General features: G+C 61.5%; 15 protein-coding genes. 7 read left to right on the top strand and 8 right to left on the bottom strand.

What is annotated here, in order from left to right; genetic code table 11:
* The first annotated feature begins 171 nt into the window (after positions 1 to 171).
* Both IPJ76_09270 and IPJ76_09265 read left to right on the top strand, forming a co-directional pair.
* On the top strand, positions 172 to 1,482 hold the full coding sequence (locus IPJ76_09270; protein QQR84814.1) for an aminopeptidase P family protein: 1,311 nt from the start codon (positions 172 to 174) through the stop codon (positions 1,480 to 1,482).
* 39 nt (positions 1,483 to 1,521) lie between these two features.
* Positions 1,522 to 1,950 carry a hypothetical protein gene (locus IPJ76_09265; protein QQR84813.1) on the top strand — a complete coding sequence of 143 codons (429 nt, stop codon included), beginning with the start codon at positions 1,522 to 1,524 and terminating at the stop codon, positions 1,948 to 1,950.
* Between the two features lie 86 nt (positions 1,951 to 2,036).
* Here IPJ76_09265 and IPJ76_09260 read toward each other — a convergent pair whose 3' ends face one another.
* Positions 2,037 to 3,854: a T9SS type A sorting domain-containing protein gene (locus IPJ76_09260; GenBank protein ID QQR84812.1), complete on the bottom strand. Its 1,818-nt coding sequence runs from the start codon at positions 3,852 to 3,854 to the stop codon at positions 2,037 to 2,039.
* 212 nt (positions 3,855 to 4,066) lie between these two features.
* Between IPJ76_09260 and IPJ76_09255 the strand changes: the two genes are divergently transcribed.
* The 4 genes from IPJ76_09255 to IPJ76_09240 all read left to right on the top strand — a co-directional run bounded on the left by IPJ76_09255 (position 4,067) and on the right by IPJ76_09240 (position 5,602).
* Positions 4,067 to 4,591, top strand: coding sequence for a biopolymer transporter ExbD (locus IPJ76_09255; protein QQR84811.1), 525 nt, complete (start codon positions 4,067 to 4,069; stop codon positions 4,589 to 4,591).
* A 45-nt stretch (positions 4,592 to 4,636) separates the two neighbouring features.
* Positions 4,637 to 4,966: a nucleotidyltransferase domain-containing protein gene (locus tag IPJ76_09250; GenBank protein QQR84810.1), complete on the top strand. Its 330-nt coding sequence runs from the start codon at positions 4,637 to 4,639 to the stop codon at positions 4,964 to 4,966.
* On the top strand, positions 4,938 to 5,273 hold the full coding sequence (locus IPJ76_09245; protein QQR84809.1) for a DUF86 domain-containing protein: 336 nt from the start codon (positions 4,938 to 4,940) through the stop codon (positions 5,271 to 5,273). Before IPJ76_09250 ends, IPJ76_09245 begins: the two co-directional genes overlap by 29 nt.
* 71 nt (positions 5,274 to 5,344) lie before the next feature.
* Positions 5,345 to 5,602, top strand: a complete 258-nt coding sequence (locus IPJ76_09240) for a hypothetical protein (GenBank protein QQR84808.1) — start codon at positions 5,345 to 5,347, stop codon at positions 5,600 to 5,602.
* Between the two features lie 104 nt (positions 5,603 to 5,706).
* Here the strand turns inward: IPJ76_09240 and IPJ76_09235 are convergent, their stop codons facing one another.
* The 6 genes from IPJ76_09235 to IPJ76_09210 form a co-directional block, all read right to left on the bottom strand.
* Positions 5,707 to 5,952: an AtpZ/AtpI family protein gene (locus IPJ76_09235; protein QQR84807.1), complete on the bottom strand. Its 246-nt coding sequence runs from the start codon at positions 5,950 to 5,952 to the stop codon at positions 5,707 to 5,709.
* A gap of 2 nt (positions 5,953 to 5,954) precedes the next feature.
* On the bottom strand, positions 5,955 to 6,347 hold the full coding sequence (locus IPJ76_09230; protein ID QQR84806.1) for a hypothetical protein: 393 nt from the start codon (positions 6,345 to 6,347) through the stop codon (positions 5,955 to 5,957).
* Between the two features lie 18 nt (positions 6,348 to 6,365).
* Positions 6,366 to 6,797, bottom strand: a complete 432-nt coding sequence (locus IPJ76_09225; protein ID QQR84805.1) for a polymer-forming cytoskeletal protein — start codon at positions 6,795 to 6,797, stop codon at positions 6,366 to 6,368.
* A 158-nt stretch (positions 6,798 to 6,955) separates the two neighbouring features.
* On the bottom strand, positions 6,956 to 9,568 hold the full coding sequence (locus IPJ76_09220; GenBank protein ID QQR84804.1) for a hypothetical protein: 2,613 nt from the start codon (positions 9,566 to 9,568) through the stop codon (positions 6,956 to 6,958).
* 77 nt (positions 9,569 to 9,645) lie between these two features.
* The gene (locus IPJ76_09215; GenBank protein QQR84803.1) at positions 9,646 to 10,059 is read right to left on the bottom strand and encodes an STAS/SEC14 domain-containing protein; all 414 of its coding nucleotides are present in this window, start codon (positions 10,057 to 10,059) and stop codon (positions 9,646 to 9,648) included.
* An 85-nt stretch (positions 10,060 to 10,144) separates the two neighbouring features.
* On the bottom strand, positions 10,145 to 11,122 hold the full coding sequence (locus IPJ76_09210; GenBank protein QQR84802.1) for an OmpA family protein: 978 nt from the start codon (positions 11,120 to 11,122) through the stop codon (positions 10,145 to 10,147).
* A gap of 201 nt (positions 11,123 to 11,323) precedes the next feature.
* Between IPJ76_09210 and IPJ76_09205 the strand changes: the two genes are divergently transcribed.
* Entirely contained in the window at positions 11,324 to 12,034 is a 711-nt protein-coding gene (locus IPJ76_09205; GenBank protein ID QQR84801.1) for a hypothetical protein, read from the top strand.
* A gap of 1 nt (position 12,035) precedes the next feature.
* Here IPJ76_09205 and IPJ76_09200 read toward each other — a convergent pair whose 3' ends face one another.
* Complete coding sequence (locus tag IPJ76_09200) at positions 12,036 to 13,754, bottom strand: ABC transporter substrate-binding protein (protein ID QQR84800.1); 1,719 nt, start codon at positions 13,752 to 13,754, stop codon at positions 12,036 to 12,038.
* Positions 13,755 to 13,914 lie beyond the last annotated feature (160 nt).

Below are 13,914 nucleotides of genomic sequence, written 5' to 3'. Positions count from 1 at the left end.
CTTCAGTGTTCGTTCGCTCCCCGAAGATCTCCATCTTCGAGGCGGGCAAGTCTAGAGTTGCAACGAATGGCCCGACGGCGAGTCTTCGAGCCGGAACGCCCAAAACCATCAGACACCCTTTCACGCTCGCCCGCTTTCAGCTTTCTACTTTCGCCTTTCAACTTTCCCGAGATGCGTTACCAGCCCCTCAGCGCCGCCACCTACCGCGAGCACCGCGCCCGTTTCCGCCAAGCCATGGAGAAAGGCGGCCTCGCCGTGTTCCACAGCAACGACATCATGCCCACGAGCGCCGATGGCTCGATGCCCTTCAAGCAGGCCAGCGACATCTTCTACCTCAGCGGCATCGACCAGGAGGAGACCATCCTGCTGCTCTTCCCCGATGCGGTGGACGCGAAGGACCGCGAGATCCTCTTCGTGCGCGAGACGAGCGAGCTGCTGGCGATCTGGGAAGGCGCAAAGTTCTCGCAGAAGGAAGCGAGCGAGCTGAGCGGCATCGCCACCGTGCTGTGGACCACGAGCTACGAGGCGACGATCAAGCGGCTGGTGCCGCAGTGCGAGCACCTTTACCTGAACAGCAACGAGCACCTGCGCCAGGGCAACGAGGTGGAGACGCGCGAGGAGCGCAAGAATGCGGAGCTGCGCGCGCAATACCCGCTGCACAGCGTGAAGCGCAGCGCGCCGATCATGCACCGCACCCGCAGTCGCAAGACGAAAGAGGAGGTGGAGCAGATCCAGCGTGCGATCGCGATTACGGGCAAGGCCTTCGAGCGGGTGTGCGGCTTCGTGAAGCCGGGTGTGAAGGAGTACGAGATCGAAGCGGAGATCACGCACGAGTTCATCCGCAACGGTTCGCGCGGGCATGCCTACACGCCGATCATCGCCAGTGGCTACAACGCCTGCGTGCTGCACTACATCACCAACGACATGGTGTGCAACGACGGCGATGTGATCCTGATGGACTTCGGCTGCGAGTACGGCGGCTACGCGAGCGACCTCACGCGGTGCATACCCGTGAACGGCCGCTTTACAAAGCGCCAGCGCGACGTGTACAACGCGGTGCTGCGCGTGAAGAACGAGGCGACGCAATTGCTCCGCCCCGGTACGATGCTCGCTGACTACCACCGCGAGGTGGGCAAGATCATGGAGAGCGAGCTGATCGGTCTGGGCCTGCTGGACAAGAACGACGTAGCCAAACAAGATCCGGAAAAACCGCTCTACAAGAAGTACTTCATGCACGGTACCAGCCACTTCCTTGGGCTGGACGTGCACGACGTGGGCCTGTGGAACGAAATGATCCAGCCGGACATGGTCTTCACCGTGGAGCCGGGCATCTACATCCGCGAGGAGAAGCTGGGCATCCGCCTGGAGAACAACATCCTGGTGACGCGCGACAACCCCATCGACCTGTTCAAGGACATTCCCGTGGAAGCGGACGAGATCGAGGGAATGATGGCGAGCAGGGGGAAGAAGGTGATGGTGTAGGAGGACTGCGGCATGTGGGCATTTCTGGGTGAGTTTGCGATGGTCTTCCTCATCGTAGTGCTCGTGGTCCTGTTGGCCATGATCCTCTTGTTCTGGCTCGTTCCATTCCTTCTGCTGAGGGCCTTGGTCGATCGTCTCTCAGGTAGGCGTGGCACCGTTGAACGAGCCCTTGCCGTGCGGGTACGAGAGGAGCTTGATGTGTTGAAGACCTTGTCTCCAATGGAACTTGAAGCACATCCGGACCATGACAGAGCACGTGTGACCACGATTGCCGGGCGCCGCGCCACTTTCTCGTGGGATACGAGCATGGACGTGGAAGAAGGGACACTGGAGGTGGTACTCGATGTTGATCTGAAGGTGTTCAACACGAGCTTCTCCCCTTCAACCAGCCAGTGCTATGGGTTCAAGATCACAAGGGAGGGCAAACGTGTTGATCTACAGCCTGAGGAATTGGCACAACACGATTGAGCCCGCGAACGAGAGTAGCGCTCACAAACGCACAAAGCCCCGCGATTTCCCGCAGGGCCCCATGCACTGTTCACCAAACCGGTCTTCTATTCCTTCACGAAGCGCGCATGTCGGCTCGTGCCGTCCAGCTGCGCGATCAGTGTGTAGTGTCCATCGGCCAAGGAAGCCACGTCCAAGGTGCGCTGTGCGCTGGACGTCCTGGTGGTCGTCATCACCGTGCGGCCCAAGGCATCCACGATGTAGAGCGTGGCACCGCGCAGTTCGGTTGGCAACGTCACCGTGAGCGCTCCGTTCGTTGGCACTGGGCCCAGGATGATCGGCGCGACTTCCGCCGCCACATCGTTCACGCTCAGCACCGAACCGTTCAGGCACGTTGCACCGGAACAGAAATCGTGGGCCATTGCGAACGCGCGCACACTGTCCACCCTTTCTTTCAGCGCACCCACGCTGTTCATGGCACCGCCACCGCTGCTACGGGCATAGGTGAAGGCCACCAGGATGCGCTGCTCGTCGCCCGGCTCCAGCGTAATGGGCCCCATGGTGCCCACGCCTCTGCGGTCGTACGGCGCATTGCCCGCGCTCACCTCGCTCCAAGGGGGTTGCACCGACCCATTGGTGCCTTGGCCCAAGGGATCGCTATCGTCCGGGAAGGCGAAGCGGGCCGGAATGGTACCGCCGTAGCCATTGCCGCCGTAGGTCAGCGCGGAGCCATCGTTCCAGAAACCACGCATGGAGTTGTAGTACTGGTTGGCGAGCAGCGGATTGCCGGTGTCGGTGGAACTGTTGTCGTAATAGCTGAACCTGCACAGGCCCATGCGTTCGTTGTCGCCGATGTTGTCGCCGAAGCCGACACCCCAATCGGGGTACATGGAGCCTAATTGCGTCGTGGCCTGTGCATGGTTGGGCACGAACGGATTGTCCAGCCCATCCTGATCCTGGCGCACCCCGCAGAGAATGGTGGCCGCAAATGCGGGTGGTTCGGTGCCGTAGCCCTGTGCACCACCCACACATGCAGCGCCTGCATCGTTGGCCGTACCGTTGTGCACATACCACATGCTGCGGCCCACATCGCAGCCCACGTAGTCGTCGTTGGCGCAGCCCAGGTCGAAGTCCGTGAAAAGGCTGACGTAGGTTCCGGAAAGCGTGAGTATTCCACGGTTGATGATCTTGTATTCCACGAACACCGTGTTGTCCAGGGCCGCGTTCGCGCTGGAGTACGCGAAGGGCGTGGCCTGCACCTCCACCCCGATGGGCAATGACTGGGAATTCTGGTGCGTGCCTCCTTTGTCGTTGAAGATGAAGAACAACGCTTCATCGCCGGGCGTGCAGGGGCGATCGCAATCAGCCGGGTTATAGTCGTTGTCGCCGTTGTGATCAAGGAAGGGGGCCTGGTAGAGATCGAAGCCATTGGCGAAATCGCCCATTGCCGGCCAAGTATTGAACCATAGCGGCATTTGATAGCCGGGGAACTCCACGGCCTCGTCGCAGTTGGGGTCATCCACACAGGCGCAGTACTCCTGTTGAAGCAGCACAGCGGCGTTGTCGATGGGCCACACTTGATCGTACGCGGCTTGCACGCCGGCCGTAGTGCTGGCCGTGCCATCGATGCGCAGTGGACCCGGGTACCAATCGCTGCTGCCCAACGGCTCGTAGCACATGGCTGCCAAGCGCAACGAGTTGCCCATGTCCATGCCGCCGATCCAAAGCCCAGCGGAGAAGAGCGGGTGCGCACCACCGCCGTTGGGCACCTCGAACGCCGGCGCACTGTTGGCGAGGTCCATGCCGATGAGCCCGTGGGAGTAGAACCGGGCGCGCACGTTGTTGACGTCCAGCTCATAGTAGTTCTGCGCGCATAGCCCGGCCGGGAGCAACGCCAACGCAACAAGGGGTAGGGAGTGTCTCATGGTGCAACAGGTTTGTGCCCCCAACCTAGGTGCGCTTGGCGTTTGTCCATACCCATGGGGCGAGCAGTGGTATGATCCGCACGGCGAGCGGTCGTCTACCGTGCGCGATCGTTGCAAGCGACCACTCCCTGACACGGCTATTGTGGCCTCATGGTGGTTGTGATCAGCGCAATGTTCGACGTCGCCACACTGTTCCATCCGAAAGGACGACCATGGCCGAGGTACAAGAGCAACCCATCTCCGCGCGCACCACAAGTAGGCTCCACAGCCCACGCATCCACCTCGATATGACGCCGATGGTGGATCTCGGCTTCCTGCTGCTCACCTTCTTCATCCTCACCAGCAAGCTCGTTACCCCCACGGCCATGGGCCTCGACTTGCCGCGGGAAGGACCGGGCCGGGCACCGGAAGAGCGCATGACGTTATTGCTCGACGCACGGGGCGTGCTTTACGCCTGCCCAGGGGCCTTCGAGCCCGGCAGCACACCGGTACGTAGGTTGAGCGATGTGCATCTGCCGCCCACGCTAGCGGCATTCGCTGCATTGGCCACCGACAGTGCCACGGCATCGCGGCACTTGTGCGAGCTGCGGGTGGCCCAGGGCGTGCGCTACGGCCGCGTCGTGGACGTGCTCGATGAGGTGAAGCAGGCGGGAATTACCGCGCTCAGCATTCGCCAGGGGTTGAGCGAGGATGAGTCCAGCGCATTGGCGGCTGTGCGGCCGGGGATGTTCGATTGACCAGCGTGGTGGTTTGCGGCTCTGGCACCCGGCTACATTTGTTCCATGTTCGCCGACCTGATCAACGGGCACCGTCAGCAGTTCATCGAGCTGTGCAAGTCGCATCGGGTGAAAGAACTCTATGCTTTCGGTTCGGCGGTCAACGGTCCGTTCACCGCATCCAGCGATGTGGACCTTCTGGTTGAACTGGAGCAAGGGGATCCTATCGAAACCGGCGAGCGGCTATGGTCCTTCTGGGACCGCATGGAGTTGTTCTTTCAGCGGAAAGTGGACCTTCTTACACCTCGCTCACTCCAGAACCCGGTGAAAAAGCGCCACATCGACGCCCACAAGAAGCTCATCTACGATGGACAGGCTGGAAGGCTTCTATGCTGATGTGCTGAAAGCCATCGGCTTGATCGAGGCGTTCATGGAGCAGGGCAACGTCGTATCGTTCGAGAGCTACACCAAGCATGAACTCGTGAAAAGCGCCGTGGAGCGCCAACTCGGGATCATTGGAGAAGCCGTGAACCAGATCAGGAAACTCGACCCGGAACACCCGATAGTAGAAGCTGACCGCATCGTCCAATTCAGGAACAGGCTCATTCACTCCTATGATTCCATTGATGACGCGTTCGTCTGGCCCATCCTGTCACGGCATTTGCCCGAACTCAAACGTGTCGTGGCCGAAAGGGCTCGATGAAGTTGGGGGCGCGGGCCTGAAAGCACATGACCTACATACCCCGTGACCACGCGCGCATCGCGATGCGGATCATGATCGGCACCGCGATCGTGCTCGTAGCACTGCTACTGCTCATTGTTTTCCCGATGTCAAGTATCGAGGTACTCCATGACGACACCTCGGGCTTGGCCGCGCTCTTCATGCTGACCTTGGCTGGATACTACTTGTTCGTGGCCCTCATCGGGGTGTTGATGGACCAGCGCTGGGCATTTGCTCGGGGTTGGGGTGACCATCCTGTTGGTATTGGTCGTTGGATCACTTGCCCTATTGATCAAGTTCCTTTGACCTGAGAAATAGTCTGCCGAACAGAGCTCTGGTTCTCATGTCAGTTCAGCCCTTTGGGGGCACGGCGTGTGACACTGGCCTCTTGGGACTCGCCTCACCGGACGCGACCCTACGGCTTCCGCTTCGTCTCCTTCAGCAGGTACCACATCCCACCGACCAGGCCGATGAACACGCCTAGCAGCGTGAAGAGCGGGAACTTCCAACCGGTGCGATCGTCCACCGCGGTGCCGCCCCAAGTGCACAAGCCGATGAAGAGCGCCATCTGCAGACCGATGGCACCGTAGCGCGCGTAGGCTTTGCCGGCTTGGTTGATCTGCTCGGCCTCCGCCTTGTCGATGCCGTCGCGCAGGTCCATGGTCAGGGTTTGGGAGCCGTGCGCACCATGCGCATGAGGCGCGTGGTGCTGAACACCAGGAAGGCGATGTAGAGCACTGCGAAGGAGATCCCGACGTTGGCCACTTGCTCAACCGGCAAGCGCAGCACCAGCACCACCAGCAGCACCAGGCTCAACAGCATCTTCAGCATAAGGCCGCCCATGAAGCGGCGAACGAAGCCTTTCGGGTCAGTGGCCAGGCCATGCTCCTGCCAGGTGTGCAGGCCAACCGTAAGCAGTGCGTACCATACCACCATGACGGCGTGGAGCGGCAGGAACGGCAATGCAAGCGCGTACAGCACCACCCACAGCACAAGGCCGCATGCGGCTGAGAAAAGCAGGATGGGGATCAGGAACGACCAACGGCGCGGGCCCATGGAAGGGAGCGTGCGGCGTTAGCGTGCGGCTTGGGCCGTCTGCTCGGGGCGTGCTGCGGCCGGGGCATCGGTGCGCAGGCGCATGGGGTCCATCTCCTTCACCACTCCGCCGCTCATGGCGCAATTGCCGGTGAAGACCGCCCCCGGCTCGATGGCCAGCTTCTTCGTGTTGATGTCGCCCTGCAGCTTGGCCGTTGCCTTCAGGCTCAACAGGTCCTGGCAGTTGATCTTCCCGATGACGGTACCCTCGATGTCGCTGCTCTGGCAAACGATCTCGCCCTCGATGGTGCCGGTCTGGCCCACGATCACGCGGCCACGCGCATTCACGGTGCCCTTCACGCGGCCATCGATGCGGATGTTGCTATCGCTTTTGATCTCGCCTTCAATGGAGGTGCCCTCCATGATGGAATTGATCTTGCCGGTGTTCACCGGTTCAGTGGCCTTGGTCATGGGCTCAGTGGGTTTGTCCTTTCCGAACATCGGAGCGGCTTGGGTCGTGCGAATATAGCCCTGCACTGATCGTTTCCTACGTCCGGCGCGGGTTCTGGCGCCAAAGAAGGCCGACCGGCCCATCAACCGGGGATGGACGGAGATGAACGGGCAGCCGCCTACTTCTTGTAGTTACTGGCGAAGAAGGCCACGTAGGCCGTCACATCCTTGTTCTTGAACAGCTCGGCGTAGTTGTTCGGGGTGATGGCGAACGCCGGGAAACCCTTGCTGTTGATGTCGCCCAGGACCTGCTTGTCGGTGGTGTACAGGTCGAGGAAGTTCAAGGCGTCGTCCTTGCTGTCGAACAGGCTCACCTGCACGATCTGGTGCTCTGGGTCGAGGAAGGTGGCCTGTACCTGCACGGTGGTGCCGGGGAAATAACGGCTGTTGAAGTCGGTGAGCTTTGCTTTCACTTGGCCCACATCGGCCACGCCATTGGTGACCACCACGGCGAAGTAGTGCCTGCCGTCCTCGAATTTGAAGGGCTGCACCACAGGCGCCGGTTCGCCAGTGCTCTCCTGCACGGGGGAAAGGCCCGCGAGCAACGCTTCGGCGCCTTTCGATTCTTCGGTGCCGGGGTATTGGTCCTTCACCTCGGTGAGGGTGGTGATGTACATGTCGCGCATACGCAACTGGCCGATGCACATGGCCTTCAGCAAGTGGTGCTTGGCGCGCAGGTGGTTCTTGGGCTCGTTGATCAGCACGCTGTCGCAGGCGTACTGCGTGTAGAGGTAGTTGCCGCGCTTGTACTGTTCGTACTGCCCCTTGTACTGTTCCACTTCGCGCAGCTTCCGCTCTTCGTCGCTGGCCAGCACATTGGGGTCGCGCACCAGGCGTGCGAACTCGCTGGTGGGCCAGCGCTCCAGGATGATGTTGGCGTACTGCTGCGAGCCGCTGCCGTCCATGGAGAAGTAGTTGCCGGTCTGCTCTTTCTTCAGGTAGATGCGGTAGAGCTGGTAGTGGCTTTCGGGGGTGTAGCGGCAATCCTCGAAGCGGTTGTTGAGCACCTCGAAGCTCTCGATGGCGTTCTCCTCATCGGCCAGCTTCTCCTTGTAGATCATTCCGCACTTGTACATGGCCTCGCAAATGCGTTCGTTGCTGATGCCGATATCGGCGCTGTCCTTCGGGATGTCCTTCAGGTAGGTCTCCGGCTTCTTCCACTCGGGCTCGCCCTTCTCACCTTCCTTGCCGTCCTCGCCTTCCTCCGGCTCTTCTTCTTCGGCCACCTGCATGGCACTGCCGCTGCGGTCCTTGCGCCGCCAGTCGTCCTCGTTCACGCGCGGCCCCCACTTCTTCTTGAACTCCGCCATGCCGCGGCTCAGGCTCTGCGGATTGTAGAAGTACCAGCCATTGCCTCCACCGCCTCCGTTGTTCTGCACCGGTTTGCCTTGCAGGGCCCCGGCGTTCTCCACGGCCCTGGCCTCTTCCTCTGCGGCTTGGCGCTCTTCCTCCAAACGTTCGCGCTCGCGGATCTTCTTCTGGATCAGTTTTTCCCGCTCTTCATCGCTCATGGCGAACAGTCCTTGCAGGCTGTCCTCGCGGTGGATGATGTCGAGCTGCTCCACCAGTTCGGTCAGCACCTCGGCCTTGTTGGCCACCTCCTCGTAGCGCTTGTGTTCTTCGGCCATCACCGTCCGCGTGCTGTCGTAGTACTTCTGGGCATCCACGTAGGCACGGTCCTCGAAGTACACGTCGGCCAGCTTCAAGAAGGTCTTTGCCTTTTGCTTGGTGTCGCTGGTGCTCACGCGCGCGCTGGTCTTCAGGTGCGCAATGGCATTGCTGTCGTTGCCTTCCTTCAGGTCAAGGTCCGCCAGCGCGTAGTGGATCATGTCGAAGTGGTCGACGTGCTTCTCATCGCGCAGCATGCGGTTCAGTGTTTTCCGCAGGCTCTTGCTGTTGCCCGCGTCGAAGGCCAGCGCTTGGTAGATGCGCGCATGGAAGTCGATCTCGTACGGCGGGTTCATCTGCGTCACCTTGCGGAACTGTGCAATGGCCTCCTGCCCGCGACCCTTGTGATCGTACAACTGCGCCAGGATGAAGGCCCACCGCACGCGGTCGTTGCGTTTGTCGGCCAGGTCCACGGCACGCTGCAGGCCGGTGATGGCATCATCGACCTTGCCGCGCTTCAGGTCCAGGTCGGCCTGCACGGCGCTCAGCTGATCGTGCGGGAAGTTCTTGGGCAGCTCCGGGGCTTGCTTCACTTCATCGAGCAGGCTCTGCGCTTTGGCGTACTGCTCCATCTGGATGGCGCAGCGCGCGCCCCACAGCTTTGCCACATAGAAGAGCTCGTGCCCCTTGAACTTGCGGCCCATGAAGCTGAAGCGGCGCTCGGCCTCGGCCCATGCCTGCTTGGTGTAGTGGCTCTTGCCAATGACGAAGTAGGCGTCTGCGATCCACTTGTTCTTCTGTTTGCCCTCGAATTCCATCGAGTGCCGCTTGATCACCGTGTTGCACTTCTCAATGCACTTCTCCACTTCGGGCACGGCGGCCTTGGCCTGCTCGGGCGTGCCATGGATGAAGATGGGCAGCACATTGTCGAAGTCGTACACGTAGGCCTTCTCGATGCCGTCGTTGATCTCGTTCAGCTTCAGGTTGGCATTGAACCAACCGTTGTCGCGCGAGAGAAGCCGGTGCCAGGCACGGCTCATCACGTTGTTCTTGCGGGTGCTGCACGCCGCCAGCAGGAGAAGGGTGCCCAACAGGGCGAACAGGGAAAGGCGGTTGGCGCGCATGGCGTGCTTAGAACAGCGGGGGCGCCAAGATATTTTGTTGGGGGTAGCGGGCCGTCCCGACTTCCGGCGGTCAGGTCCTACGGCTGGCCGCAGAAGCCCCGGAGCCACTCCAGTGCATCACGCTCCTCCTCGAACACCCGTGCATCGAAGGGTTGCGGGTGGTACATGAAGTACAGCTTGCTGGCGGTGTACATCTCCATGCTATCGGTGACCACGGCCATGGCCTTTATACGCTGTTGGTCCCGTTGGTCGCGGTAGTAGTCGTCGTTCATCATGGGGGGCTGCACCTTCATGCCGGCCGGGAAGATGTTCAACAGGCAGCAGGGACCCCTGTGATCGCACATCTGCTCGATGGCGTTCATGTTCTCCATCACGTCCTCCGGGGAGAACTGAGCATCATCATGGTACCGCAGTTCAAGGATCCAAGGCTCTCTAAGAGTGAGCGCAGCGGTGGCGGTCTCCACGCGTTCAAAGGTCTTCGTTCTGGGCATCGTTCGGTGGGGGCCAACGGGTGGGGTAGGCCCAAGACAGGACGTTGGGGCGGACAGTTGCCTACTGTGGAAAACCCACCCCGGCCTATTGTTCGCCTACGAGCTTGTACAACTCCTTCAGATCCGGGGCGAGGATCACTTCAATGCGGCGGTTCTTGGCCTTGTCCGCAGGGTCCACCGGCATGTATTCGCCGCGCCCAGCCGCAGTGATGCGCAGCGGGTCCATCTTGCTGTTCTCCTGCAGGATGCGCACCACGCTGGTGGCCCGCAGCACGCTCAAGTCCCAGTTGTCCTTGTAGCCACCCCCGCTGCCCAGCACTTTGTCCGTGTCGGTGTGGCCTTCCACCAGCACGTTCAGGTCTTTCTCGTTCTCGATGGCCTTGGCCAGGTTCACGAGCGCCTCTTTGCCTTTGGCGTCAACGGCCGTGCTGCCCGTGGCGAAGAGCAGTTTGTTGTCCAAGCTCACGTAGATCTTGCCGTCCTTCTGTGTCACCGTAAGGCCCTTGCCCTCGAACCCGGTGAGCGCTTTGCTCACGCGGTCCTTCAGTGCTTTCATGGCCTCGTCCTTCCTGGCGATCTCGGCTTGCAGTGCGCCCAAGGCCGCTTCGCGCTCCGCCAGTTGTGCCTGCTTCTCGTTGATGCGCTGCCCGAGCCGAGCCAGGGAATCCTCGCGCGTTTGCAGTGCAAGGCGCGTGGCTTCCAGGTCGGTGAGCAGCTTGCGGTTCTCGCTCCGATCGCCTGCCAGCAGTGCGTTGTACTTCTCCAGCAACTCGTTGTTCAGTTTGTTGATGCGATCGTACTGTCCCGTCATGGTGCGCAAACTGGTGCCCAAAACCATCGTGTCGTTCTGCAGGCGGTCGCTGCGCAGTTTGCGCTCGTCCAGTTCGGCCTGCAGCTCGGTGCTCTTGGCTTCCGCGGCATTCGCCTTGGCCAGGGCGGCTTCGTTCTCGCGCTGCATGGTTTCATAGCGGTCGCTCATTTCCTGGTACTTGCGCTGGGGCACGCACGCGGCGAACAGCAGGCTGAGAAGAACGGCGGCGGGGGTATGGCGGAGCAGGTTCATGGGCGCATAATTTTCCATCGGACGCACAAATGTCCGACCGGTCATCGGTCCGGCACAGGGCGTGCACAACGGATTTGTGAACAGCGCGTTTGAAGGATGAGAGGAAAGAAGACCACAGAGGCACAGGGACACGGAGGTGGACGAAGGATGTTGGATGTCGGTTGACACCTCCCACGATAGAACGACATTGCACATTGAATCATGCAAAGCACGCCCATCGACCAACTGCTGGCGCCTCCGCTCGATGCCGAGCTGAAGCGCTACACCGTGCTGGCCCACGTGCAGCGCGCGCGCACCGGCTTCGGCGAGCGGAAGCTCTATCCGCACCTGAGCGGTTTGCAGCACTGCGTGGAAGCACTGCAAGCCCTGCAGCGCGAGCGGCAACGCATCGATGCGGCACGCACCCGCGAGGTGGAAGGCATCGACCTGGAGCAGGCCCGCATGGTGTACGGAGCGCCCTCAGCAGCGCACGAGCTCTCCCTCATCGATGAAGTGGTGGACCACGCACTGCCCGCGTTCACCACCGCGCGCGACATGGGCAACGAACTGCGCAACGAGCTGGCGCGCACCATCCGCTTCGAGCCGGTGGGCTTGTTGCCGCTGCACACGGCAGAAGGCTATTTGCTCCTGCGCCAGGAGCGCGAGGCCCGCGCCTACGCCTACACACTGCACCAAGTGGAACTACCGAACGGCGAGGCGCAAGCCCACCTCACCACACGCTATGTGAGCACCTACACCCTTGGTTTGGTGTGCACCTACGAACACATCAAACTGGAGCTGGTGCGCGCTTACCACCTGCCCAACCCGGCCACCTTCGCCTTCGAAGCGGCCGTGGCACTGCCAGCCGTTGAAACCTACCTGCCACTGGCCAAGCAGCTGATGGTGGCGGTGCTGCGGAAGGGGGTGGCGTGATCTACTGCACCGGCTTCAGCGCCGGGTCCATCCACACGCTGGCCAGGTCGCGGATCTCCATGGCGTTGATGCGGAAGTCGCGCACCCAGGGTTGCACCAGGCGCACGGTGCGCTCGTGATAGAGCGGTGTGGCCACGGCTTCCTGCATCATGATGTTCTCCGCTTGAGCCAGCATGTGTTGGCGGGCTGCGCCATCATCGGCAACGCTGGCTGCGGCGAAGAGCGAATCGAACACGGGGTTCTTGTAACGCACGGAGTTGAGGTAGCTGGGCTGCGTGCTGTCGGCGGGCACGTTCTTGCCGTAGAAGAGTGCCAGGAAGTTCTCGGCATCGGGGTAATCGCCTACCCAACCTTGGCGCCAGAACACGTTGATGCCCATGTCGGTACGGTCATAGTGCTGGTCATCGGGCAATACGCTCAGTCCGACCGTTATGCCGAGTTCCCTTTGCAGCATGGCCTGCACGGCCTCTGCCACGGCCACGTAACCGAAACCGTTGCTGTTCACGTTCAGCAGCACGCTGGGAAAGTTCTTCCCGCCGGGATAACCCGCTTGGGCCAGCAGTGCTCTGGCACTGTCCGGGCTGTACACATGGCCCGTGACCAGCTCGTACGGATAGCCTTCGAGGCCGGGCGCCATGATGCCGTGGTCGGCCGGCACCACCGTGCCCTTGAACACGTCGCGCGCAATGGCCGCACGGTCGATGGACAGCGCGAACGCTTTGCGCACCAATGGGTCGGTGAGCGGCGCCACGCGAGGGTTCATGCCGTAGAACTGCACGCTCAGCCCGGGCTTCATCTGCACATGGAAGCGCTGCTTGCCTTCGGGCCCGATGGAATCGCGCAACTCGCCTATCCGGTCGGGCGGCATCTCGTGCAGTACGCTGAGCCGGCCTTTGAGGAACTGGTCCATCTCGCGGTCCTTGTCCTGCAAGAAGGTGAAGCGCACGGCATCGAGGAAAGGCAGCTGGTTGCCGTGCTCGTCGGTGCGCCAATAGCGTGCGTTGCGCTCCAGCACCATGGCCTCGCCCGGGCGGAAGGCCTTGAGGTGGAAGGGACCCGTGCCCACGGCATGCGTGCGCAGTTCGCCCTTGTACTCCTCCATAACCTCCCGCGGGAATATCCACGTGCCTTGGTGTGCCATAAGCCGCAGGAAGTTGGCCGAGGGGTGCTCCAGCGTGATCCGGATCGTGCGATCGTCCAAAGCCTCGAGGCCCAACGCCCCCGGTGCTGGTGTTCCGCCTTGGCGCGTCGTTTCAAAGTGATCGGTCGCACCTTTCACCAGGTCCTGGAAGAGCCAGAACGAGCGGTTGACGTCGCTGAACGTGCAGATCTGCGTGAATGCGTTCACCACATCATCGGCCACCAACTTGCGCCCCTTGCCGTCCGGAAAGCACGCGTCGTCGTGGAAGTACACCTCGTCGCGCAGATGGAACGTGTATACAAGGCCATCGTCGCTCACCTCCCAGTTTTCGGCCAAGCAAGGCAGTACGCTCAGGTCCGTGGGATCCAAGCGGAGCAGTCCCTCGTGTATCTGTGATGAGATGCGATGAGCGTGCGCCGCCGTAAGGCTCAACGGGAAGATCTCCTCCAGGTCCTGCGATTCATTGGCGTTGAAAACGCCGCCGTAGTGCTTGTTGCCACTGGCACCGTGCCGCTGCCCGTCCCCACCGCACGCCGCCAGAAGGACCAGTGTGAAGGATGTGCCGAGCGCGCGGATCATGCCCGGCGAATGTACCGGCCGCTCTTGCGGGCCTTCCCCGGCGCACAACGGCTTGTGAACACCGCCGTCTGGACAGATGAGCCCCTGAAAGCCCAACCGTGAACGGACGGGAACAGGCCGATGTGGAATTCGGCGTCTGCGTCCAGGAGCATCCCGTTCA

Source organism: Flavobacteriales bacterium (assembly GCA_016699575.1).
Taxonomy (GTDB): Bacteria; Bacteroidota; Bacteroidia; order Flavobacteriales_F; family PHOS-HE28; genus PHOS-HE28.
The sequence above is the reverse complement of the archived record's forward strand: the minus strand, read 5'-3'. Positions and strand labels throughout refer to the sequence as shown.